The organism is Nonomuraea jabiensis (assembly GCF_014204795.1).
In the GTDB taxonomy this organism is placed as follows: domain Bacteria; phylum Actinomycetota; class Actinomycetes; order Streptosporangiales; family Streptosporangiaceae; genus Nonomuraea; species Nonomuraea jabiensis.
Genome location: NZ_JACHMB010000001.1, coordinates 7723869 through 7746990, shown reverse-complemented (window position 1 = coordinate 7746990; position 23122 = coordinate 7723869). Strand labels below are relative to the sequence as shown.

At 71.3% G+C, this 23122-nt stretch carries 20 protein-coding genes; 7 read left to right on the top strand and 13 right to left on the bottom strand.

The genetic code is table 11. The features are described 5' to 3' along the window. Positions 1–128: 128 nt before the first annotated feature. From HD596_RS35395 to HD596_RS35365, 7 genes are all read right to left on the bottom strand, one after another. Entirely contained in the window at positions 129–305 is a 177-nt protein-coding gene (locus tag HD596_RS35395) for a hypothetical protein (protein WP_185073791.1), read from the bottom strand. Positions 306–380: 75 nt separating this feature from the next. Continuing rightward, positions 381–1169: an N-acetylmuramoyl-L-alanine amidase gene (locus HD596_RS35390; protein WP_185073789.1), complete on the bottom strand. Its 789-nt coding sequence runs from the start codon at positions 1167–1169 to the stop codon at positions 381–383. A 27-nt stretch (positions 1170–1196) separates the two neighbouring features. Next, positions 1197–1853 (bottom strand): response regulator, encoded by a 657-nt coding sequence (locus tag HD596_RS35385; protein ID WP_185073787.1) that lies wholly within the window; start codon positions 1851–1853, stop codon positions 1197–1199. After that, on the bottom strand, positions 1850–3109 hold the full coding sequence (locus HD596_RS35380) for a sensor histidine kinase (protein ID WP_185073778.1): 1260 nt from the start codon (positions 3107–3109) through the stop codon (positions 1850–1852). The genes HD596_RS35385 and HD596_RS35380 overlap by 4 nt, the downstream gene beginning before the upstream one ends. Positions 3110–3164: 55 nt before the next feature. Next, entirely contained in the window at positions 3165–4865 is a 1701-nt protein-coding gene (locus HD596_RS35375) for an FAD-binding oxidoreductase (protein WP_246555067.1), read from the bottom strand. 163 nt (positions 4866–5028) lie between these two features. Beyond that, a complete protein-coding gene (locus HD596_RS35370) occupies positions 5029–5556 on the bottom strand; it encodes an alpha/beta hydrolase (RefSeq protein ID WP_185073776.1) in 528 nt (175 codons plus the stop codon). A 38-nt stretch (positions 5557–5594) separates the two neighbouring features. After that, positions 5595–6803, bottom strand: a complete 1209-nt coding sequence (locus HD596_RS35365) for an RNA-guided endonuclease InsQ/TnpB family protein (RefSeq protein WP_185073774.1) — start codon at positions 6801–6803, stop codon at positions 5595–5597. On the opposite strand from HD596_RS35365, the gene tnpA reads away from it, so the two are divergent. After that, a complete protein-coding gene (gene tnpA / locus HD596_RS35360) occupies positions 6727–7143 on the top strand; it encodes an IS200/IS605 family transposase (protein WP_185073772.1) in 417 nt (138 codons plus the stop codon). The two genes, HD596_RS35365 and tnpA, sit on opposite strands and share 77 nt — an antisense overlap. Before the next feature lie 180 nt (positions 7144–7323). Here tnpA and HD596_RS35355 read toward each other — a convergent pair whose 3' ends face one another. Continuing rightward, positions 7324–8013, bottom strand: a complete 690-nt coding sequence (locus HD596_RS35355) for a DUF2306 domain-containing protein (RefSeq protein ID WP_221519661.1) — start codon at positions 8011–8013, stop codon at positions 7324–7326. Between the two features lie 334 nt (positions 8014–8347). On the opposite strand from HD596_RS35355, the gene HD596_RS35350 reads away from it, so the two are divergent. Both HD596_RS35350 and HD596_RS35345 read left to right on the top strand, forming a co-directional pair. Beyond that, positions 8348–9334 carry an arabinan endo-1,5-alpha-L-arabinosidase gene (locus HD596_RS35350; RefSeq protein WP_185073770.1) on the top strand — a complete coding sequence of 329 codons (987 nt, stop codon included), beginning with the start codon at positions 8348–8350 and terminating at the stop codon, positions 9332–9334. A gap of 233 nt (positions 9335–9567) precedes the next feature. Further along, on the top strand, positions 9568–10644 hold the full coding sequence (locus tag HD596_RS35345; protein ID WP_185070271.1) for an IS110 family RNA-guided transposase: 1077 nt from the start codon (positions 9568–9570) through the stop codon (positions 10642–10644). A gap of 25 nt (positions 10645–10669) precedes the next feature. On the opposite strand, the gene HD596_RS35340 is transcribed toward HD596_RS35345, so the two are convergent. Both HD596_RS35340 and HD596_RS35335 read right to left on the bottom strand, forming a co-directional pair. Continuing rightward, positions 10670–12751 carry a beta-galactosidase gene (locus HD596_RS35340; protein ID WP_185073768.1) on the bottom strand — a complete coding sequence of 694 codons (2082 nt, stop codon included), beginning with the start codon at positions 12749–12751 and terminating at the stop codon, positions 10670–10672. Between the two features lie 68 nt (positions 12752–12819). Then, positions 12820–13806 carry a LacI family DNA-binding transcriptional regulator gene (locus HD596_RS35335; protein ID WP_185073766.1) on the bottom strand — a complete coding sequence of 329 codons (987 nt, stop codon included), beginning with the start codon at positions 13804–13806 and terminating at the stop codon, positions 12820–12822. Positions 13807–14189: 383 nt separating this feature from the next. On the opposite strand from HD596_RS35335, the gene HD596_RS35330 reads away from it, so the two are divergent. The 4 genes from HD596_RS35330 (at position 14190) to HD596_RS35315 (ending at position 18967) form a co-directional block, all read left to right on the top strand. Further along, entirely contained in the window at positions 14190–15092 is a 903-nt protein-coding gene (locus HD596_RS35330) for a carbohydrate ABC transporter permease (protein WP_313045599.1), read from the top strand. After that, a complete protein-coding gene (locus HD596_RS62370; protein WP_313045598.1) occupies positions 15089–15994 on the top strand; it encodes a carbohydrate ABC transporter permease in 906 nt (301 codons plus the stop codon). The genes HD596_RS35330 and HD596_RS62370 overlap by 4 nt, the downstream gene beginning before the upstream one ends. Before the next feature lie 22 nt (positions 15995–16016). Then, complete coding sequence (locus HD596_RS35320; RefSeq protein WP_221519660.1) at positions 16017–17372, top strand: ABC transporter substrate-binding protein; 1356 nt, start codon at positions 16017–16019, stop codon at positions 17370–17372. Positions 17373–17437: 65 nt separating this feature from the next. After that, positions 17438–18967, top strand: a complete 1530-nt coding sequence (locus tag HD596_RS35315; RefSeq protein WP_185073764.1) for a heparinase II/III family protein — start codon at positions 17438–17440, stop codon at positions 18965–18967. Here HD596_RS35315 and HD596_RS35310 read toward each other — a convergent pair. Genes HD596_RS35310 through HD596_RS35300 form a run of 3 tightly spaced genes read right to left on the bottom strand, consistent with a single transcriptional unit; the run spans position 18914 to position 23122 of the window. Next, positions 18914–21025 carry an ABC transporter ATP-binding protein gene (locus HD596_RS35310; protein ID WP_185073762.1) on the bottom strand — a complete coding sequence of 704 codons (2112 nt, stop codon included), beginning with the start codon at positions 21023–21025 and terminating at the stop codon, positions 18914–18916. The two genes, HD596_RS35315 and HD596_RS35310, sit on opposite strands and share 54 nt — an antisense overlap. A 15-nt stretch (positions 21026–21040) precedes the next feature. Beyond that, positions 21041–22120, bottom strand: coding sequence for an ABC transporter permease (locus HD596_RS35305; RefSeq protein WP_313045596.1), 1080 nt, complete (start codon positions 22118–22120; stop codon positions 21041–21043). A gap of 12 nt (positions 22121–22132) precedes the next feature. Next, positions 22133–23122 (bottom strand): ABC transporter permease, encoded by a 990-nt coding sequence (locus HD596_RS35300; RefSeq protein ID WP_185073760.1) that lies wholly within the window; start codon positions 23120–23122, stop codon positions 22133–22135.

The window sequence follows — 23122 nt, the reverse complement described above, 5'->3', positions numbered from 1 at the left end:
AGAAGACGCAGCCGGACAGCCTCCAAGACGACCACCGGCGCCACCACGCTCCGGCTGACGCCGCACGCCGCCCTCCGGCTGACGCCACAGCCGCCCTCTGGCTGACGCCGCACGCCGTGCCCGGCGGATTACGCGCGGACGGCGGCGACATCGCCTTCTTCGACGTCGAGGCCGTGGACGCGCAGGGCCGCCGGATGCCCACCCACCAGGCTGGCCGCCGCCACCGCGAGCGTCACGGCCGTTCCGTTCACCGTGACCGCCGGCCTGACCACCCAGATGCCCACCACGTACTGACCGACCCGCACTCCGACGCGGGCCCACTCGCGCGCGCCCCGCTCGCGTGGCAGGGCGTGGCTCGGTCACGTGGCGGGGCGGCTCGGTCAGGTGCCGGTGAGGTAGTTCTTGATTCCGTTCGCCAGCGCGCCGGCGACCCGCTTGCGGAAGGCGACGTCGGTCATCTTGGCCGCGTCGCCCGCGTTGCGCATGTTGCCGCACTGGATGAACACGACCGGCCGCGTCGACAGGTTGAGCCCGCCCAGGTCGGTGCGGGACCGCAGGCCGTCCTCGCCTCGGTAGTTCGCGTACGGCATGCCGGTGCCGGCCTGGTACGCGTCGCGGATCGCCAGCCCGAGCTTGCGGGACGGCTCGATGACCTCGTCGTTGCGCCCGGGGATCAGCCCGGGGACGATCACGTGGAACCCGTGCCCGCTCGGCTTGCCGCTGTCGCCGTGGATGGACACCACGGCGTCCGCCCTGGCATCGTTCCCGATGGCCGCCCGCTCGGTGACGCACGGGCCGACGCCCTCGTCGTTGCTGCGGGTGAGCACGACCTGGGCGCCCATCGTCTCCAGGAGCGGCCTGAGGTGCTGGGTGACGCTCCAGGCGAAGGCGCTCTCCTCGTACCCGTCGGCGGTCTTGAAGCCGACGGCGTTGCAGGCTTTGCTCCGGGTGATGATGTCGACCTCGCGGTTGATCTCGGCGGGGTGCGCGGCGTTCCCGCCGTTGTGCCCGGGATCGAGCACGACGACCTTGCCTGCCAGCGGTCCCGCGCTCGCCGTCGGCGGTGCGGGCAGGGCTCCGCCGTTCGGAGCCGGCGCGGCGCCACCGCACCCACCGGACAACGCGGCCAGAACGGCGAGTGTCACGAATCCGGGTCGATGAACGCGCATGATCAGACCGTATCCGGCGATGACCCGTCACGACCCGGGATTTCGTGGGATGAGCAGTCCTCGGTTGAACGCCTCGGTGACGGCGGCGGCGCGGTCGTTCACCCCGAGCTTGGCGTAGATGTTCAGCATGTGGGACTTGACGGTGGCCTCGGTGAGGAACAGCTTGGCCGCCGCCTCCCGGTTCGTGGCTCCGGCCGCCACCAGTTGCAGCACTTCGACCTCGCGCGGGCTGAGCGGCCCGGGGGCGGGCCGGCGTACCCGGCTCATCAGCAGGGCCGCCACCGACGGCGCGAGCACCGCCTCGCCCCGGGCCGCCGCCCGGACCGCGCGCAGCAGCTCGTCGCGGGGAGCGTCCTTGAGGAGGTATCCGGTGGCGCCGGCCTCGATCGCGGGGAGCACGTCGCTGTCGGTGTCGTACGTGGTCAGCACGAGCACGCGGGCCTCGCTCCCCCGCTCGGCGAGCTCCCTGGTCGCGCTCACCCCGTCCATGCCGGGCATCCGCAGGTCCATGAGGATCACGTCCGGTCGCAGGGCCTGGGCCAGCCGGACCGCCTCGGCCCCGCCGGCCGCCTCGCCGAGCACCTCGAACTCCGGGTCGCGGGCGAACATGCTGGCGAGCCCGTCCCTGACCACCGGATGGTCATCCACGATCAGCAGCCCGATCGGGCGGGCGGGGCGGCTCACGCGCCCACCTCCGCCCGCTCGGCGGGGACGCGGGCCGAGATGCCCGTGCCGGCGCCCGGCTCCGACTCGACCTGCAGGGTGCCGGCCAGGCTCTCCATCCGTTGCCGCATCGCGATCAGGCCGAACCCGCCGCGATCGGCCCGGAAACCGCCGGCGGCGGCATCCAGCAGCGCCGGATCGAAGCCGCCGCCGTCGTCGCGCACGTCCAGGGCCGCCTCGTGCTCCAGGTACGACAGCGTCACCCCCACCCTGGTCGCCCGCGCGTGCTTGGCCACGTTGGCCAGGGCTTCCTGCGCGATCCTGAGCAGCGCGGCCTCCGCCTCCGGCCGGATCGGCCGCGCCGTACCGGTCGTCGTGACCTGGACGGGGATCTCGTGCAGCGCCGACCAGCGCTCGGCGACGCCCGCCAGGGCCTCGCTCAGCATGGCCGATCGCAGCGGCTCGGGACGCAGCGCGTGCACCGACCGCCGCGCCTCCGACAGGCTCTCCCTGGCCAGCTTGGTCGCGGCGGCGACGTGCCGGCGCCAGGCCGCCGGATCGTCGCCGGCGTGCTCGGCCGCGCGCAGCTGGCTGACGATGCCGGTCAGCCCCTGCGCCAGGGTGTCGTGGATCTCCCGCGCCATGCGCTGCCGCTCGTCCCGCACGCCGGCGTCGCGCGCCTGCGCCAGCAGCCGTTCGTGCAGGGCCGCGTTCTCCGCCAGCGACACCGCCAGCCTGCGGTTCGCCTCGCGGGCCTCCTGGAGCGCGCGCTCCCGCTCCTCGTTCTGCCGGGCGCCACGCCGGGCGAACCAGGCGAAGGCGCACATCGGCAGGGCGTTCGCGGCGACGACGGCGACGTAGGTGACCAGGCCGGCGGCCGTGGTCTTGTCCACGCCGTACGCCTGCGCCGTGCCCGCCACCGCCGCCACCGCGCCGACGCCGACCGGCTGCCACGGCCAGGGCAGGAGCCGGAAGGCGTAGACGTACGCGACGGGGGTGAAGCATCCGAACCACGGGGCCCTGATCGCCAGGATCGCCGTGAGCAGAATCAGCACCGCGCAGAACACCGCCATCACCGGCGGCCGCGCGCGCCAGGCGGGACGGAGGGTGAAGACGCCCAGCATCCACGCCGCCGTCAGCGCGCACAGGACCAGGTCGACGATCAGGGACGTGCCCGCCGAGCTCTTGATGGCCACGGTGACGCCGGTCAGCAGCGCCAGCAGCGCGTACGGCCCGACGGTCAACGGCACGGACCACCGTGCCGCCGGATCGCTCATCCGCGTCCTCCTCCCCGGCACTCGCCCCCGGCGGACAATCTAGCTCGGATGCCGGTCAACCGGCCCGCGGAGGCTCGATGGCCAGGGCGTGCCGGAAGACGTTGCGCGGGTCCCACCGGGCCTTCACCCGCTGCAGGCGCGGGTAGTTGTCCTTGTAGTAGAGCGTGTGCGCGGGCACACCGGAGGTGTTCCACGCCGGGTCGGCCAGGTCGGCGTCCGCGTAGTTGATGTAGGAGCCGTCGTTGACCTCGCCGGGCACGGGCACGCCGCCGGTGCCGGCGTACACGTCGCGGTAGAACTCGCGGACCCAGGCGAGGTTGGCCGCGTCGTCCGCCTCGTCGCGCCAGATCGTCTGGTAGACGGCCTTCATCACCACGTCCCGCTGGGCGATCGCGGTGGCCCCTGGCGCCACCGCGCGGACCTGGCCGCCGTAGCCGATCAGCAGCATGCCGGAGTCCGGCCCGCCGGTGGAGTTCGTCAGGTTGCGGTGGACGGCCGCGAGCTGGGTCTCGGTCAGCGAGCGTCGCAGGTAGGCGGCCTTGATCTTGTACCGCCGGTTGATCACGTCACCCGGCTCGCCGCTGCCCGGCCAGGTCATCCGGTGCAGCCATGGCATCGTCCGCCGGAGGTCGAGCGCCGGGGTGAGGTCGACGCCGGCGGTCACCTCGGACACGAAGTCGGTCACCATGCCGTCGGCGCCGGGGAGGTCCGCGTCGATCTGGGAGACCAGCGTGACGGTCCCGCCGGCGCGGTGCGAAATGAGGAGGATCCCGTACAACCCGGCGTGCGGGGAGCCGGGCGCGCTGTTGCGCTCGTGCCAGTGCCCGAAATTACGCATCAGCCCGGTGAGCGCCTGCTCGGTCATGTGCTCCCAGGACCAGATGGCCACGTGCTGCAGCATCCGCCCCGGTGCCGGGGGCAGCAGCCGGGACGGGTCGGTGCCGGTGGCGCCGGACGAGCGCAACCAGTACCGCGTGACCACGCCGAAGTTGCCGCCGCCCCCGCCGGTGTGCGCCCACCACAGGTCGCGGTTGGGGTCGTCCGGCTCGCGGGTGGCGACCACCGCGCGGGCGGTGCCGTCGCGGTCGACCACCACGACCTCCACGCCGTACAGGTGATCCACCACCGAGCCGTACCGCCGGGACAGTGCCCCGTACCCGCCGCCCGCGAAGTGCCCGCCGGCGCCCACCTCCGGGCAGCTGCCGCCGGGGACCGTCACGCCCCAGCCGGTGAGCAGCGTCCGGTACACGTGACCGAGGGTGGCTCCGGGTTGCACGGAGAACGCCCGCCGGTCGGCGTCGTAGCCGACCGCGTCCATCGGTGACAGGTCCAGCAGCATCCGCACCGCCGGGTCGGCGGTGAGGTTCTCGAAGCAGTGCCCGCCGCTGCGCACCGCGACCCGCCGTCCGGTACGCACCGCGTCCTGCACCGCGCGCACCACCTGCTCGGTCGACCCGACCACGCGGATCTCGTCCGGGCGGCCGACGAAGCGGAAGTTGTTGCCGCGCAGCAGGTTGTCGTAGCGGATGTCGCCCGGACGTACGGTCACCGGGCCGAACGCCGCTCCGCCCGATTCCACCCCACTCGAGCCCGCCCCACCAGAGCCCGCCCCACCCGAGCCCGCTCCGCCCGATTCCGCCGACGCGGCCTCGGCCTTTCCTGTGCCGAGCATGGTGACCGCCGCGGCGCCCGCACCGGCGAGCATCCCGCGACGGCTCACCCCCGCGCCCGTACTCCCGTCGCTCACTTCTGGCATGTGTCTCGCTCCCCTTCTGGCTGAAGGCCGTCAGCCTCTCAATCCGGCAGCGAGCCACACCTCCGTCTATGTCATGAATCGGCGGCTGAACCCTCCGCCCCTCCGAACGGCTGACCCGCCCCACCGATCGGCTGACCGGCGGCCGGGTGGCGCCGAGCTTCCGTCATTGCGCGCACACCGATCCGGTGGCGGGCAACGCGCCGGTCACGAGGTAGGCGTCGATGTGCTCCGTCGCACAGGCGGACCTCCGGTACGCCGTGTGGCCGTCGCCGTCGTGGACCAGCAGCCCCGAGCCCTGTATGCGTCCCGAAAGGCTGCGCGCCCAGCGGAGCGGGGTGGCGGGGTCGTGGGTGTTGCCGATCACGAGGATCGGTGGCACGCCCCTGATCGGGCTCTGACGCCGCGGGTGAGCAGGAGGGATCGGCCAGCCCGCGCACCCCACGGTCATGTCCCAGAATTCGGACGTGCCACGCAGGTGAGGGGCTGCGGCGCGGCTCTGCCGCATACGTTCGCGCACGTCAGCGTAGCCGCGGATCTCGGGATCGATGTCCTGGCAGAGGATCGACCGGTAGGCGGCCGTGCTCACCGGATCGTCCGGCGCCTGGGCCCGGATGGTGGCGAAGAGCTGGGCGTCACCCTGCTCCGCCTGCGTGATCGCGGTGGCGAGGCCACCGGCGAACTCCGGAATCATGGTGAGGAAGGCGTGGGCGGATTGACCTCCACTCCGCCCTAAAGGACGGAGATTCCCGTCTGCCACGCGTGTGGCTCCGGGTGGGTTACTGCTTCCTCGCGCGGTGCCGGAACAAGTCCCGGTCTTACCTGCGCTCCACAGTCGTTTAGCCTCTCCGCCTGTCCGGCGGCGAGGATGTTGATCGCTGCGTTGACGTCCCGATCGTGGGCCGCCCCGCATGGGCAGGTCCACTCCCGGATGTTCAGCGGCATCGACTCGGCGACGGCCCCGCACGCCGAGCACAGCTTCGACGAGGGGAACCAGCGGTCGATCTTGCCGAAGTGGCGGCCGTACTTGACGGCCTTGTACTCCAGCATGGCGACGAACTGCGACCAGCCCGCGTCGTGCACCGACTTCGCCAAGCGCGTGCGCGCCAGGCCGGACACCGCAAGATCCTCCACATACACCGCTTGGTCGTCGCGGATGATCGTGGTGGAGAGCTTGTGTGCCCAGTCTCGGCGCGTGCTGGCCACTTTGGCGTACGCCTTGGCGACCTTCACCTTGGCCTTGGCCCGGTTCGCCGAGCCCTTCTCCTTACGGCTCAGTGCCTTCTGTGCCTTGCGGAGCTTCTTCGCTGCCCGGCGCAGGATGCGGGGGTTGTCCACCTTCTTGCCGTCCGACATCACCGCGAAGTGGGTCAGACCCAGGTCGATCCCGATCTCGGAACCCGTCTCGGGCAACGGCTCGTCCGAAGTCTCGACCACGAACGACGCGAAGTACCGGCCCGCCGAATCCTTGATCACCGTCACCGATGATGGATCGGAGGGCAGCGAACGCGACCAGCGGACCGGCACGTCTCCGATCTCCGGCAACCGCAGGCGACCCGACTCGGTGACCGTGAACCGGGCGTTCTTGGTGAACCGGATGCTCTGCCGGGAGTCCTTGCGCGACCGGAACCGGGGCGGGGCGACCTTCCGGCCCTTGCGCTTGCCTGTCAGGGAGGCGAAGAAGTTGCGGTAGGCGGTGTTCAGGTCCGCGAGCGCCTGCTGAAGGATCACCGCTGAGACCTCGCCCAGCCACGCCCGCTCCGGTGTCTGCTTGGCCGCAGTGATAACCCGCTTCGACAGGTCGGCATCCGACAGGTACGGCAGACCCGCCGCGCGGACGTCGCTCCGCAGGCGCAGTGCGTCGTTGAACACCACGCGGGCGCATCCGAACGCCCGCGCCTGTGTTTTCGCCCTCCACGCGCATTTGGTCTTCGTGACCAAGTTCCGGCACGAGGTGTTCACCGACACCCACCTGAACAGGATGGAGGAGATCATGCGGGACGTGTGCGCCGACTTCGAGACCGAGCTGCGCGAGTTCAACGGCGGGAACAATCACGTCCACCTGCTGGTGAACTTCCCACCCAAGATCGCCCCGTCCAAACTCGTCAACTCGTTGAAGGGCGTTTCCTCACGCAGGATGCGCCAGGAGTTCCCCGAGCTGGCCCGTCACTATTACCGGGCGAACAAGCTGTGGTCGGGCTCGTACTTCGCCGGATCGGTGGGCGGCGCACCGATCAGCGTCCTACACCAGTACATCGAGCAGCAAAACCGTCCCGGTTAGGGCACGCTCAGGCCCCAGAGGGCCTTCCCACGCGGGCCTTCACCTCCGGCCTGAAGGCCGGAGCACCGACCCGCATTCCGGTAGCGCAGTTCCTCGGCGGTCAGGGGCCGGCCGCCCGACACGCCGATCGTCACGTATCGCTTCACGAGAGAGCATGGTTCCCGGCCGCGTCCATGGAGATCATCGGCCGGAAGGACGATCCCGGTCGGCCGAACGGCCGAACCGGATCTCGTCTGAGAAGCCCGCGCGGGGGCGCCTGCGGATGGCCCATTCGGCCACGGCGAGGTTGATACCCCAGCACAGTCCTTGGAGCAGTGCCCTGGTGACGTCGTAGGGATCGGCGCCCGTGGCCGCGTACCAGGCGGACAGGAGCACCGCCTGCGTGCCCGCGCCCATGCCGAGCGCGTACGCGCGGATCATCCAGGCGCGGTGCCGGGCGACGTCGCGGCGCAGGATCGCGGCGAAGCCGAGGACGAGGGAGCCGGCCATGGCCGAGCCGGCCGCGAGGCGGAAGACGGTCAGGAGTCCGGTGTCGCCGTCCGGAAGGTCGGAGAACAGGGTCATCCACAGGCCGGCGAGCGCCGCGACCAGGCCGGCCGGCACCAGCACCCGCCCGGCCGCCCGATGCCAGGCGGGCCTGCGCCGGCGGAAGCCGGGCGCGAACTGGAAGGCGCCCAGGACGCTGTAGACGGTCACGCCGGCGATGTGCAGCAGCACGGGCGCGGGGGCGGCGAAGAAGCGGGCGTTGTCCGGGGTGATGGCGGCGCCGCCGGCCAGCTCCGCCGCGCGGATGGCGCCCGCGATCACGGGGACGGCGCTGAGGGCGAGCAGCCCGGCGGGGATGAGGCGGCCCGCCTTCGTGTGGGTCATGGGTCGATGGTGGCAATCGCGGGGGCGCCGGTTCATCGGCGGAAGGGCTCGTGCTCGTTCCGCCTTTCGGCCGCCGCCGGGGTAGTACTTTCGGCTCCGGACCGGTTGGGGGCTGTTCGTCGCGGGGACGCCAATGCTGGTCCCACGCCCGCCAGGCCCCGCTGCGCCGCCTGCGCGAGCTGACCGGGCCGCCCTCGTCCTGAGTCGTGCGGCCGGGTCGGGCGTGAAAGTTTCAGCCGCCCGACCTGCGGCGGCGGCAGGCGTCCTTGACACCCCTCATGTGACCGGTGACTCTGGCCAGTCAAGTGCCACCGCTCACAGAGACGGTCACGTCATGTGGAAACGAGCTCTCGTCGCCCTCCTGCTCGGCGCCGCCGCGGTACGTCCCGAGCCCGTGCCCGTGCCCCTGGCCACGCCGACCACTCCCCCGTCGTCCTACCCCAACCCGGGGCGGGTGACGGGCGACATCGGCGTGCACGACCCGAGCGTGGTCAAGCGGCCCGACGGCTCCTACCTGCTGGTGCACACCGGCGACAACATCACGATCAAGACCTCGACCGACCGGACGGCCTGGCACAACGCCGGGGTGGTCTTCCCCGGCGGCGCGCCGTGGACCACGTCGTACACCGGCGGCAGCGCCAGCCTCTGGGCGCCGGACATCTCCTACCGCAACGGGCGCTACTACCTGTACTACTCGGCGTCGACGTTCGGCTCGCGCAATTCGGCGATCTTCCTGGCCACCAGCACCACCGGCGCGTCAGGATCCTGGACGAACCAGGGCCTGATCATCTCCACCACCTCGTCCAGCAACTACAACGCCATCGACCCGAACCTCGTCGTGGACGCCCAGGGCCGCTGGTGGCTCTCCTTCGGGTCGTTCTGGACCGGGATCAAGCTCATCCAGCTCGACCCCGCCACCGGCAGGCGCCTCGGCACCTCGATCACCGGCCTGGCCCAGCGCACCGGCGGCACGACCGCGATCGAGGCGCCGTTCGTCTTCCGGCACGGCTCGTACTACTACCTGTGGGTGTCGTTCGACGCCTGCTGCCAGGGGGCGAGCAGCACCTACCGGATCATGGTCGGCCGTTCGACCAGCGTCACCGGCCCGTACGTGGACCGCAACGGCGTCGCCATGACCGCGGGCGGCGGCACCCAGGTCCTGGCCGGGCACGGGAGCGTGCACGGGCCGGGCCACCAGGCGGTGGTACCCGACAGCGACGCCGAGGTGCTCTACTACCACTACTACGCCGACAACGGCGCGCCCCTGCTGGGCATCAACCTCCTCGGCTACGACAGCGCGGGCTGGCCCTTCGTCTACTGACAGTGATGATGGAGGGGTGAGCGCTTCCCGCCAGGGTCTGACCCATCAACTGACTGACCTTGAGGTCCTCAACGGGATCTGTCGGCCCTGGACGGGAAGCGCTCATCTGCACTCACCGGACGCGGCACCTGTGACTTCATAGGAGCCTGGCCAGAGGCCCCATCACTGTCTTGTCCGCGCTGCCCCGGCTGGTGCGTGCCGTCCCGCCCCCTCGGTCAGACGACAGGACGACGATGACCTCCATTACACCCGACAGCACGCCGCTCACTGAAGTCGCCGGCGGCGTGGACACCCACCAGGACACCCACACCGCGGCCGTGATCGATGGAGTCGGCCGGGTGCTGGGCACCGAGCAGTTCCCCGCCACCCCCGCCGGCTACACCGCCCTGCTCGCCTGGATGCGCGCCTTCGGGCAGCTGAGCCGGGTCGGGGTGGAAGGCACCGGCGCCTACGGAGCCGGGCTCACCCGGCTGCTGCAGGCCGAGCACATCAACGTGATCGAGATCGACCGGCCCGACCGCAAGAGCCGCCGCTTCCACGGCAAGTCCGACCCGATCGACGCCATCGCCGCCGCCAAGGCCGCCCTCGCCGGTGACCGCACCGGCACCCCGAAACGGCGCGACGGCCGCATCGAAGCGCTGCGCGCCCTGCGCATCGCCCGCCGCAGCGCCATCGACCAGCGCGCCGACACCCAACGCCGGATCAAGGCCCTGATCGTCACCGCCCCGGACGCCCTGCGCCAAAGCCTGCGGGGCCTGTCCAGCACGAAACTCATCGCCACCTGCGCCGCCCTGACCTCCGACCGCGAGGCCGCCGCCGACCCGACCACCGCCACCCAGCTCGCGCTGCGCTCCCTGGCCCGCCGCCACCAGCAGCTGTCCGCCGAGATCGCCGACCTCGACGAACTCCTGGACGTCCTGGTGATGGCGATCAACCCACGGCTGATCGCCGCCCATGGCGTGGGCACCGAGATCGCGGGACAGCTCCTGGTCACCGCCGGCGAGAACCACGACCGGATCGGCAGCGAAGCCGCCTTCGCCATGCTCTGCGGCGTCGCGCCGATCCCGGCCTCCTCCGGCAAGACCACCCGGCACCGCCTCAACCGCGGCGGCGACCGGCAGGCCAACGCCGCCCTCTACCGCGTCGTCCTGTGCCGCCTGCGCTGGGATGCCCGCACCCGCGCCTACATGGACCGACGCACCCAAGACGGCCTGTCCAAGAAAGAGATCATCCGCTGCCTGAAGCGCTACGTCGCCCGCGAACTTTACGGACTCATCACCACAACGAACGACCAGGAACGCTCCGATTGACATCCATAGGAGCATCCCGCCCCGTCTACTGACCCGACAGGGACCGGAGCACGGCGACGCCCGAGGGCGGCAGCGTGACGGACTCGACGTCCTCGCCCGAGAGGGCGTCGGTCCACTCGCCGCCGGGGGTGACGTCGTGCTTCTCGCCGGTGTGGTTGAGCAGGATCAGGAAGCGGCGGCCGGCTCCGGCGCGCACGCTCGCCTGGACCCCGGGAGGCAGCCCTTCGACGGCGGGGGTGACGCCCGCTTCGGCGAGCGCCCGCGCCAGGACCGCCCGCATGGCGGCCTCGTCGAGACGGGTGGACAGGTAGCGGGCGGTTCCCTCGCCGAAGTCGTGCCTGGTCACGGCCGGGCGGCCGTCGGAACCGTCGAAGACGACCTCGGGCTCGGCCCCGGTGAGCCGCAGGTCCTCGCGCCACAGGTCGGCGGTCCCCTCCAGGTGCGCCAGCGCCCCGCAGCCCCGTACGGGGAACCTCTCGTGCTCGGCCGCCGGCCAGAACTCCTCGACCCGCACCCCGAGGACCTCGCGCAGCGGCGCGGGGTAGCCGCCCAGGTGGACCCGGTCGTGCTCGTCCACGATGCCGCTGAAGAACGAGACGACCAGCGCGCCGCCGCCGGAGACGTACGCCGTGACGCGCCGCGCGTCCTCGCCCGCCAGCAGGTACAGGTTGGGCACGACGACGAGCCGGTAGCCGGTCAGGTCGGCCGATGGCGGCACCACGTCCACGCCCGCGCCGAGCTCGAACAGGGGCCCGTAGTGGTCGAGCAGGCGGTCCTGCTGGCGCACGCCGTCGGAGGGGTGGGAGTCGAGCTCGAGCGCCCACCAGCTGTTCCAGTCGAGCAGGATCGCCACCTGGTTGCGCACCCGCGTGCCGGCCAGGTCGGGCACCGAGGCCAGTTCCCTGCCGAGCGCCACGATCTCGCGGTAGACCCTGCTGTCGGCGCCCGCGTGTGGCACCATGCCGGAGTGGAACTTCTCGGCGCCGCCGCGTGACTGCCGCCACTGGAAGTAGAGGACCGCGTCGGCGCCCTGCGCGACCGCCTGCCAGCTCCACAGCCGCATCTGGCCGGGCTGTTTGACGGCGTTCCTGGCCCGCCAGTTCACCGCGCTCGGCGCCTGCTCCATGAGGATCCACGGGTCGCCGCCGCCGGCGCCGCGCATCGTGTCGTAGACCAGGCCGGGGCCGAGGTGCGGCCGCTCGTCGTGGGGGTCGGGGTAGGAGTCGACCGCCACGACGTCCACCCCGGGCGCCCAGTCGAAGACGTCCACGGCCTTCAGCCCGGCCAGGAAGTTCGTGGTGATCGGCACGTCGGGGGTGACGCGCCGCAGGATGCCGGCCTCCAGGTCGTAGCAGGCGCGCAGCGCCTCGTTGCTGAAGCGCAGGTAGTCGAGCTGCTGGGCCGGATTGGGGTACGTCGGTGCCACGCGGGGCGGCCGGACGTGGTCGAAGGTGGCGTAGCGCTGCGCCCAGAAGTCGGTCGACCAGGCGTCGTTCAGCGCCTCGACGTCGTCGCCGTACCGCTCGCGCAGCCAGCGGCGGAAGTCGTCCGCCGACACCTCGCAGTAGCAGGCGGGGATGTGGCAGCCGTACTCGTTGCCGACGTGCCACAGGCCGAGGGCCGGGTGGCCGCGGTAGTGCTCGGCCAGCCGCTCCGCCAGCAGCGCGGCGCGTTCGCGGTAGACCGGGCTGGACGGGCAGAAGTGCTGGCGCCCGCCGGGGCCGAGCACGGTCCCGTCGGCGGTGACCGGCAGGATCTCGGGGTGCTCGTGGACCAGCCAGGGCGGCGGCGAGGCCGTCATGGTGGCCAGGTCGGCGGTGATCCCGTGCGCGTGCAGGTCATCCAGGACCTGGTCGAAGAGGGAGAAGTCGTACGCGCCGCGCGCCGGCTCCACGCGGGCCCAGCCGAACACCCCGACGGTGACGAGGTTCACCCGGGCCTCGACCATGAGGCGCAGGTCCTCCGCCCTGGTCTCGGCCGGCCACTGCTCGGGGTTGTAGTCGCCGCCGAAGGCCACGCCGCCGAGCCGGCGCCGGAGCCGGTCGGCCGGTGACGGGGCGCCGGCGGTCCCGGAGACCGGGCTGACATCGCGAGGTAGGGCGTTCATCGTAGGCGCGGCGGCCTCGCCGGGCGAGGTCCGCCGCTCCTCCCTTCTTCCTGGTTACGAACCCGTCGTCATGGGCGGGGCGGCGCGCCGGTGCTCTGCCGGACGACCAGCTCGGGGGCGACGAACGCGGTGGCGGACGGGGCCGCCCCGGTCTCGATCTGGCCGATCATGAGCGACACGATCTTCTCGGCCACCACGTCGAAGTCCTGGCGGACGGTGGTGAGCGGCGGGGAGAGGTAGGCCGACTCGTCGAGGTCGTCGAAGCCGGCGATGCTGACGTCCTCGGGGACGCGGTGACCGGCCTCGATCATCGCGCGCATCACGCCGAGCGCCATCTGGTCGTTGGCGGCGAAGACGGCCGTCACGCCGGGCCGCCGCGCCAGCTCGCGTCCCGCCTTGTATCCGCTGGCCGCGCTCCAGTCGCCGAACAGTAACTGGGGAGTGGCGGCCCCCGCCTCCTTGAGGGTGGCGTGCCAGGACTCGGCCCGGCGCCGCGCGGCGTAGGAGTCCTCGGGCCCGGCCACGTGCCAGACGCTCTCGTGACCGAGGTCGAGCAGGTGGCGGGTGATGAGCCGGGCGCCGAGGGCCTGGTCGGTGTCCACCATGGGGTGGCGGTGGCTGACGTCGCCGTCGGCCATCACGACCGGGACGCCCGGCGGCAGCCGGAGCGACGGGGTGTCGAGGATCTGCGCCTCGATGAGCACGATGCCGTCGACCGCCTGCAGCGTGAGCTGGTCGAACGCCTCGTGCACGGCCTGCTCGGTCTGCGACTCGACGGCGATCATGTTCACGGTGTAGCCGGCGCGCTGCGCCGCCCGGGTGACGGCGTCGACGGTGCGGGCGTTGCCGAAGCTGGAGAGCCCGAAGCTGATCAGGCCCAGGGTGCGGAACTGGCCGGTGACCAGGGCGCGTGCGGCGGTGTTGGGCCGGTAGCCGAGGACCCGCATGGCCGACAGCACGCGCTGGCGGGTCTCCTCCTCCACGTTGCTGCGGTTGTTGACCACCCGGGAGACCGTCTGGCTGGAGACCCCGGCCATCGCGGCGACGTCGGCCATGGAGGGCCGTCTGCGAGAGCGCCGTCCCGCCGGTGATTCCTGGGTCGTCCCGTCCAACTGCCACCTCTGATCGTCCGATGCTCTCGCCAGATGTTTACGTAAACATGCCCCAGCCGTCAATGGCCGCGAGAGGTCGATACAAAAGACCACCAAATCGCCACATGTGTTAACTCGCGGTTACCTATTGACATGATCCTGCGGCGGCTCCAGACTACGGGACACCTTCTTCATGTTTACGTAAACACACGATCATCGCAGCTACCGCAGCGAGCAGGCCCACGGTGGCGCAGGTAGCAGCGCGGCTCACCCGCCGCAGACGGCCCCGACAAGGAGAGCTCAGTGCCAGTATTCGTGGCAGCGCGAACATCGCAGAGGAGCGCGACGTGACCGCGCGGGCCGGTCTCGGCCGGCCGCTCCTGCGCCTGCAGGTCGCCGGCTACGCCTTCTTCCTGCCGTTCTTCGTGGTCTTCCTGGTCGCGGTGGTCGCGCCGCTGGCGTACGCCATCTACCTCAGCTTCTTCCAGGACCGCCTCATCGGCGGCACGGTCTTCTCCGGGCTGGCCAACTACACCCGCGCCCTGGGCGACGCGCTGTTCGGAGCGGGCCTGCTCCGCGTGGCGCTCTTCCTGGTCGTGCAGGTGCCCGTCATGCTGCTCATCGCCCTGGGCTGCGCGCTCGCCATCGACAGCGGCCGGCTGCGCTGGCCGTCGCTGTTCCGCATCTCGATCTTCATGCCGTACGCGGTGCCGGCCGTGGTGGCGGCCCTCATGTGGGGCTACATGTACGGCGACCAGTTCGGCCTGGTCGGCCAGATCGGCGACGCGCTCGGCGTCGCGGCCCCCGACCTGCTGTCGCGCTCCTGGATGCTGACCTCCATCGGCAACATGGTGACCTGGGAGTACGTCGGCTACAACATGATCATCCTGTACGCCGCGCTGCGGGCCATCCCCGAGGAGCTCTACGAGGCCGCCGAGATGGACGGCGCGGGCGCCATCCGCATCGCCTGGAGCATCAAGCTGCCCGCCCTGCGCCCCGCGCTGCTCGTGGCGACGGTCTTCTCGATCATCGGCAGCTTCCAGCTCTTCAACGAACCCAACATCCTGCAGAAGCTCGCGCCCGCGGTGATCTCGACCAGCTACACGCCCAACATGTACGCCTACAACCTCGCCTTCAACGGCCAGCAGATCAACTACTCGGCCGCCGTCGCCGTGGTGCTCGGCCTCGTCACCGTCGTGGTCGCGTACGCCGTCCAGATCGTCACGGCGAGAAGGGAGCAGACCCTGTGACCGCTGTCGCCACGCCCCGGCCCGGCCAGCACCGATCGCCCACCGCCAGGCGCCGCAGGAAGAGCACCACCCTCACCGTGATCATGCTGGTGATGTTCGGGTACGCGGTCCTCCCGCTGTTCTGGCTGCTGGCCAACGCCAGCAAGAGCGGCGCCGACCTGTTCTCGACCTTCGGGCTCTGGTTCGGCGGGGACTTCCACCTGTTCGCCAACATCGGCGACACCCTGAGCTACCAGAACGGCATCTTCCTGCGCTGGTTCGGCAACACCGTGCTCTACGCCGTGGTGGGCGCGGGCGGCGCCGCCCTGCTGGCCACCCTCGGCGGGTACGCCCTGGCGAAGTACGACTTCCCGGGCCGCAAGCTGCTGTTCGCGATGGTGCTCGGCGCGATCTCCATCCCGGGCACGGCCCTGGCGGTGCCGACGTACCTGCTCTTCAGCCAGGTCGGGCTCGTCGACACCCCGTGGGCCGTGCTCATCCCGGCGCTGTGCAGCCCGTTCGGCCTCTATCTGATGCGGGTCTACGCGGCCGACGCCGTGCCCGACTCGATCCTGGAGTCGGCCCGCATCGACGGCGCGGGCGAGTTCAGGATCTTCCGCACCATCGCCCTGCGACTGCTGGCCCCCGGGTTCGTCACGGTGCTGCTCTTCGCGCTGGTCGCGACCTGGAACAACTACTTCCTGCCGCTGATCGTGCTGAACACGCCGGACTGGTTCCCGCTCACCGTCGGGCTCAACCAGTGGAACGCCCAGGCCAACAGCGGCACCTCGGGCGCCGGCGACGCCAGCTACCAGCTCATCCTGACCGGCAGCCTGCTGTCCATCGTGCCGTTGATCGTCGCCTTCCTGGTGCTCCAGCGGTACTGGCAGTCGGGCCTGGCCACCGGAAGCGTCAAGCAGTAACCCCCGTGAGTGAGGAAACATCATGAGAAGACATGCGATGACCGCCGGTGTGGCCGCGGCCCTGTCGCTGGCACTGGCCGCGTGCGGTGGCGGCTCTGGAGGGGGCGCCACCGCACCGGCCGCCGCCCCGAGCGCGACGGCGGCCGTGCAGGACGCGCTGAGCAAGCCGGCCGAGCTGACGTTCTGGACCTGGGTCACGGGGATCGAGAAGACCGTCGCCCGCTTCCAGGCGAAATATCCGAACATCAAGGTGAACGTGGTGAACGCGGGGCAGTCCGCCGACCAGTACACCAAGTTGCAGACCGCGATCAAGGCCGGCTCGGGCGCGCCCGACGTGGCGCAGGTCGAGTACTTCGCGCTCCCGCAGTTCGCGCTGTCCAAGCAGGTCGTCAACCTGGCCGAGTACGGCGCCGCCTCCTTGAAGGACAAGTTCGCCCCCGCGGCGTGGGGCCAGGTGGCCATCAACGGCGGCGTCTACGGCATCCCGCAGGACACCGGCCCGATGGCGATGTTCTACCGCAAGGACATCTTCGACAAGCTGAAGCTCAAGCCCCCGACCACGTGGGCGGAGTTCGTGGACGCGGCCAAGAAGATCAAGGCCGATAACCCGGACAACTTCATCACGACCATCGACCCCGGTGACGCCGGCGGCGTGGACAGCATGATCTGGCAGGCGGGCGGCACGCCGTTCAAGACCTCCGGCGAGAGCTCCGTCAGCGTCACGCTCGCCTCCGACCCCGGCGCCAAGCAGTGGGTCAGCACGTGGAACACCCTGCTCGGCGAGAAGCTGGTCGACGCGCAGCCCGGCTGGACGGACGAGTGGTGGAAGGGCATGGGCTCCGGCAAGTACGCGGCCTGGCTGACCGGCGCCTGGGCCCCGAACGGCATCATCAACTCCATCCCCAAGACGAAGGGCAAGTGGGCGGTCGCGCCGATGCCGCAGTTCGACGCGGCCAAGCCGATGAACGCCGAGAACGGCGGCTCGTCGGTCGCGGTCATCCCGCAGAGCAAGAACATCCCGGCCGCCGTCGCCTTCGCCGAGTGGCTCAACTCCGACCCGGAGGCCGTCAAGTCGCTGAACTCCGAGGCCGGGCTGTTCCCCGCCACGAAGGCGCTGCTCGACGACCCGGCCTTCCGTGACGCGCCGCAGGACTTCTTCGGCGGACAGAAGATCAACCAGGTCCTGGGCGACGCCTCGGCCGCCGTCAACCCCGGCTGGCAGTACCTGCCGTTCCAGGTCTACGCCAACAGCGTCTTCAAGGACACCGTGGGCCAGGCCATCGACGGCGGCGGCGACCTGGCCGCCGCGCTGAAGTCGTGGCAGGACCGCATCACCGCCTTCGGCACCGAACAGGGCTTCACGCTCACCAGCGGCTGACCCGGCCCGAGAGCGGGCGGTCCGGCGGGATGTCCCCGGGCCGCCCGTTCCTTATGATCGGACCCGTGCTGTCGGCTCTGGAACGCGAGATCCGCGAGGTCGCGGCGAGCGGCGAACCGCTGCCCGGCCTGCCGTACACGGCCTTCCGCGAGTTCGGGCGCACGGGAGAGCGGCTGGGCTACGAGCGGCGCTACTTCGGCCGCCGCGCCAGGCTCGCGGCCCTGGCCCTGGCAGGTCCTCCGGGGGACGCGCTCGACGACGTGGTGTGGGCCACCTGCGACGAGTACACGTGGGTGCTGCCCGCGCACCAGTCGATGCCCGTCGACCTGTTCGCCTGCGAGACCGCCCACACGCTGGCCGAAGTCGCCGGGCAGGTAGACCCGATGGTCGGCGAGCGGGCCCGCGCCGAGGTCCGCAGACGGGTCCTCGACCGGTTCCTGGACCCGCGTCCCATGGAGTGGGAGGGGTTCGGCAACAACTGGGAGGCGGTGTGCGGGGGCGCCGCCGGGATGGCCGCGCTCGCCGTGCTGGACGACCCCGAGCCGGTGCTGGCGCGCTGCCGGGCCGCGATGCGGCGGTTCCTGGACGGGTACGGCGACGACGGCGGATGCGTCGAAGGCGTCGCGTACTGGGTCTACGGGTTCGGCTACTTCGTCTACTTCGCCGAGGCGCTGCGCGAGCGCACCGGCGAGGATCTGCTCGACCATCCCAAGGTGGCCGCGATGGCCGCGTTCCCGCACCGGGTGCGCTTCGCCGACGGCGGCCACGTGCCGTTCTCGGACACGACGGACGACCCGTTCCTCCCGGCCGGGCTGCTCACCAGGCTGGCCGAGCGATTCGGCACCCCCGGGCCGGACGGCGTGCCCTCCTTCCACGCCGACCACTGCTACCGGTGGGGCCACCTGTCCAGGACGCTCGCCTGGTCCCGCCCGGTGCGGTCGGATCCGGTGGAGACCGCCAGCTACCTGCCCGACCTGGCCTGGGTGGTGGACCGGGGGGAGCACGGCTACGGCTTCGCGGCCAAGGGCGGGCACAACGACGAGCCGCACAACCACGACGACCTCGGCCATTTCATCCTCAGGGTCGCCGGCCGCAACGTGCTGGACGACCTGGGGGCCGGCGAGTACACGCGGGACTACTTCGGCGACAGGCGCCACACCTTCCTGCACGCCTCGGCGGAGGGGCACTCGCTCCCGGTCGTCGGCGGCGTCCCCCAGCGCGGCGGGCGCGCCGAGGTGCTGGAGTACGCCGAGACGCCCGACGGCCTGACCTTCGCGCTCGACCTCGGCTCCGCCTACCCGGGTCCCGTGGTCCGCCGCTTCCGCTGGCACCGGGACGGCCGGCTCGACCTGCGTGACGAGTTCGCCGGTGACGTGCCGGTCGAGGAGGTCTTCATCAGCCGGATCCGGCCCGAGGCGCGCGGCGGCCGGGTGAGCTGGGACGGCCTGGTCACCCTCGACCATCCCGGGTTCGCGGCGACGGTCGAGACGCTCGCCACCCGCGACCATCACGGCCGCCCGGACACCGTCCACCGCCTGCGGCTACGCGTCCCGCCCGGCCATCCGGCCGTCGACCTCCGCTTCACCTGTCACTGACCCCACCCCGGCGAGGGTGAGCTCGGCCGCGTGGTGGCAGGCCGCCCGCCGCCGCTCGCCGTACGCGCGCAGGTCGGGCACGTCGGTGTGGCACAGCCCGGCGCGGACGTGCGCGCAGCGGGTGTGGAAGCGGCACCCGGGCGGCGGCGCGGCCGGGTCGGGCAGGTCGTCGGCGATCTCGTACGCGTGCCGCTCCCGCCGCCGCCCCGGGTCGGGCACCGGCACGGCGTGCAGCAGCGCCTCGGTGTACGGGTGGCGCGGCTGCCGGTAGAGGTCGGCCGTGGCGGCGTCCTCCACGACCTTGCCCAGGTACATGACGGTGACCCGGTCGCTGATGTGCTCCACCACGGACAGGTCGTGCGAGATGAACAGGTACGTCAGCCCGAGCTCCTCCTGCAGGTCGGTGAGCAGGTTCAGGATCTGGGCGCGGACGGACACGTCCAGCGCGGAGACCGGTTCGTCGGCGACCACCAGCCGGGGCCCGGTGATCAGGGCCCGCGCGATGTTGATGCGCTGCCGCTGGCCGCCGGAGAACGCGTGCGGATAGCGCCGCATGTACTCCGGGCGCAGCCCGACGCGGGCCAGCATGTCCGCCACCCGGTCCTTCAGCTCGCCGCCGGAGGCGATGCCGTGGGTCTTGAGAGGTTCGCCGACGATCTGCTGGAGCGTCATCCGGGGGTTGAGCGAGGAGAACGGGTCCTGGAAGATCACCCGGATCTGCCTCCTGAACTCCTTCAGCCGGGCCCCCGTCACCGTGGCGAGATCGACCTCGTCCCCCGCCGCGGTCCGGTAGAGGATCCGCCCCGCGGTCGGGTCGGCCAGCCGCGCGACGCAGCGGCCGAGCGTGGTCTTCCCGCAGCCCGACTCCCCCACCAGACCGAGCGTCCGGCCGGGCGGGATCGTCAGATCGACCCCGTCCACGGCCCGGACGACCCCCGTCGGCCTGCGGAACAGGCCGCCGCCGATCGGGTAGTGCTTGGCCAGCCCCTCGATCCTGAGCAGGGGTCCGGCCTCCTCGGCGGCGGGGGCGGCCCGCTCGGCGACCCGGAGCGCCGGGGCCGGGGGCTCGGCCGGGACCTCGTCGAGGTGGCAGGAGGCGACGTGCGCCTCGCCGTACCTCCTGAGCGGGGGCGGCGTGGTGTCGCAGAGCCCGTCGATCGCGTGGTCGCAGCGGGTGTGGAACGGGCACCCGTCCGGCACCCGGTGCAGCGACGGCACCATGCCGCGGATCGCGGTCAGCCGCCGGCGGGCCCCGCCGCCCCGCACCTCCGGGATCGAGCGGAGCAGGGCGCGCGTGTACGGGTGGCGGGGGTCGGAGAAGATCTGCTCCACGGTGCCGCGCTCGACGATCTTGCCGAGGTACATGACGGCGACCTCGTCGGCGATCTCCGCGACCACGCCGAGGTCGTGGGTGATGAACAGGATCGCCATGTCGTTCTGCGCGCGCAGGTCCATCATGAGGTCGAGGATGCGCGCCTGGGTGGTGACGTCGAGCGCGGTGGTCGGCTCGTCGGCGATCAGCAGCGCCGGGTCGCAGCACAGCGCGATCGCGATCATCACGCGCTGGCACATGCCGCCCGACAGCTGGAACGGGTAGGCGTCGAAGCGCCGCTCGGCGTCGGGGATGCCGACCTTGCGCAGCAGCGCGACGCCTTCCTGCCGGGCCTCCTGCCTGGTCAGGTCGCGGTGCAGCCGCAGCGCCTGGGAGAGCTGCGCGCCCACCGTGTACATGGGCGACAGGGACGCCATCGGCTCCTGGAAGATCATGCCGATCTCGCCGCCGCGCACCCGCCGGAGCTCCTCCCCTGCCGGGTCGAGCCCGGCCAGGTCGGTCGCGCCCTTCCAGCGGATCGAGCCCTCGACGATCCGGCCCGGCCGGTCCACGAGCTGCAGGATCGAGCGCGCGGTGACGGACTTGCCGCACCCCGACTCGCCGACCAGGCAGACGGTTCTGCCCGCCGGCACCGCCAGGTCCACCCCGTCCACGGCCTTGAGCACGCCTTCCGAGGTGAAGAAGTGGGTGCGCAGCCCTTCGATCCTGAGCAGCGGCTCTTCCACGCGGTCCTCCCGGCGTCAGTGCTTGTACGGGTCGGCCGCGTCACGCAGGCCGTCGCCGAAGAAGTTCATGGCCAGCACGGTCACCACGACCGCGATGCCCGGGATCAGCATCCAGGGCGCGGTGGACACCGCCCGGATGTTCTGCGCCTCCTGCAGCAGCACGCCCCAGCTGATCATCGGGGTCTGCAGGCCGAGCCCGATGAACGACAGCGCGGTCTCGGCCAGGATCACCGACGGGATCGACAGCGACAGGTTGGCGATGATGTGGCTGGTGAACGAGGGCAGCATGTGCCGGAACATGATGCGCAGGCGCCCGGCGCCGTCGGCGGTCGCGGCCATGACGTACTCCTCGCCGCGAACGGCGAAGAACTTGCCCCGCACCTCCCTGGCCATGCCGGTCCAGCCGACCAGCGAGATGACGACGGTGAGCGCGAAGTAGCGTTCGAGCTGGCTCCACGAGGCCGGCACGGCCGCGAACAGCGCCATCCACAGCGGGATCGTCGGGATCGACATGATGATCTCGATGACGCGCTGGATCACCGTGTCGGTCCGGCCGCCGACGTATCCCGACACGCCGCCGAGCACGATGCCCAGCACCAGGGAGAGCAGCACGCCGACCAGGCCGATCGACATGGAGACCGTGGTGCCCCTGATGATCCTGGACAGCAGGTCGCGGCCCACCGAGTCGGTGCCCAGCAGGTACACGTTCCCGCCGCCCGAAGGGCCGATCAGATGCCGGTCCCAGGGGATGAACCCGAGCAGCTCGTACGGCTCGCCCTTGACGAAGAACCCGACCGGCACCTTCTTGCTCTCGTCGGCCTCGAACGACAGCGCCAGCGTCTCGGGGTCCTGCTTGAAGGTGTACGGGTGGACGTACAGCCCGGTGTCGGTGTCGAAGCGCAGCGCCTGCGGCGGGGCGTAGGTGTAGTCGGCGTTCGTCCTCTGGCCGGAGCCGGGGGCGAGGAACGGCGCGAAGACCGCCACCAGGTAGATGGCGACGGTGACGAAGCCGCAGACCAGCGCGACCCGGTGGCGTTTGAAGCCCCACCAGACGAGCTTCCACTGCGACGCGACGGCGAGGGTCTCATCCTTCACGATCGGGCCCTCCTAGTACCTGAGCCGGACGCGCGGGTCCAGCCAGCCGAGCGCGACGTCGGAGACCAGCGTGCCGACCACCACCAGCACGGCGCTGATCAGCAGGATCGCGCCAGCCAGGTACATGTCCTGGGCGAGCAGCGCGCGCAGCATCAGCGGCCCGGTGGTCTGCAGGTTGAGCACCTTGGAGGTGATCGCGTCCGCCGCGATGAGGCCGGGCAGGACCCAGCCGATGGTGGAGAAGAACGGGTTCATCGCCACCCGCACCGGATACATGATCGTCATCTTCCGTTCGGGCATGCCACGCGCCCGGGCCGCGACCACGTACGGCTTGCGCAGCTCGTCCAGCAGGTTGGCGCGCAGCACGCGGATGTTGCCCGCGGTGCCGGCCGTGCCCCAGATGACGATCGGGATCCACAGATGGGCCACCAGATCGCCCACCTTGGCCAGGCTCCACGGGGCGTCGCGGTACTCCGGCGACAGGATCCCGCCCGCGTTCAGGCCGAAGAACTTGAGCCCGATCCACATCAGCACGAGCGCGATCAGGAAGTTGGGCACGGCGAGCCCGAGATAGCCGAGGAAGGTGAAGGTGTAGTCGCCCGCCGAGTACTGCCGGATCGCGGAGTAGACGCCGATGGGGAACGACACCGCCCAGATGAAGACGAGCGTGACCAGCGACAGCGTGATCGTCAGCGGCAGCCGTTCGGCGAGCAGCGCGGTGACCGGCCGGGCGTAGTCGAAGGACTCGCCGAAGTCGCCGTGGAACAGGATGTTGGAGATCCACTGCCAGTACTGCACGATGACCGGCTCGTCCAGGCCGTAGCGCTCGGTCAGGCGGGCCACCTCGCCCGTGGGCACGGCGTCGCCCTGGGCGGCCCGCTGCGCGGTCAGCGTGGTCAGGTAGTCGCCCGGCGGGAGCTGGATCACCACGAACGTGACGACGGAGATGGCGACCAGCGTCGGGATGAGGACGAGGACGCGCCTGCCGATGTAGCGCAGCAT